Origin of the sequence: Bacillus cereus group sp. BfR-BA-01383, from assembly GCF_022663495.1 — a bacterium.
Lineage (GTDB): Bacteria > Bacillota > Bacilli > Bacillales > Bacillaceae_G > Bacillus_A > Bacillus_A cereus_AU.
Map to the genome: position 1 here is coordinate 1 of NZ_JAKUFP010000145.1, position 235 is coordinate 235.

A 235-nucleotide genomic window follows, 5' to 3' on the forward strand; every position below is an offset into this window, starting at 1 on the left:
TCGACCGTTATAACACGAGGCTTTGAAACATGAAAAGACCGCAAAGCTTTCTTGAAAAAGCGCTTTGCAGCCTTCTGATCTCTTGTTTTGCCTAGGAAAAAATCGATTGTGCTTCCTTTCGAATCAACAGCACGATACAAGTACATCCATTGACCTTTTACTTTGATATATGTTTCATCGACTCTCCAAGAGTCATTTGTTTGTTTGAGGTAACGTCGGATCCGTTTATCCAATT

Annotated in this window: 1 protein-coding gene; it reads right to left on the reverse strand. The window is 39.6% G+C overall.

The window, feature by feature from the left end:
* The coding region (locus MR065_RS27350; RefSeq protein WP_242215757.1) for a DDE-type integrase/transposase/recombinase at positions 1 to 235 on the reverse strand (235 nt) is incomplete at both ends.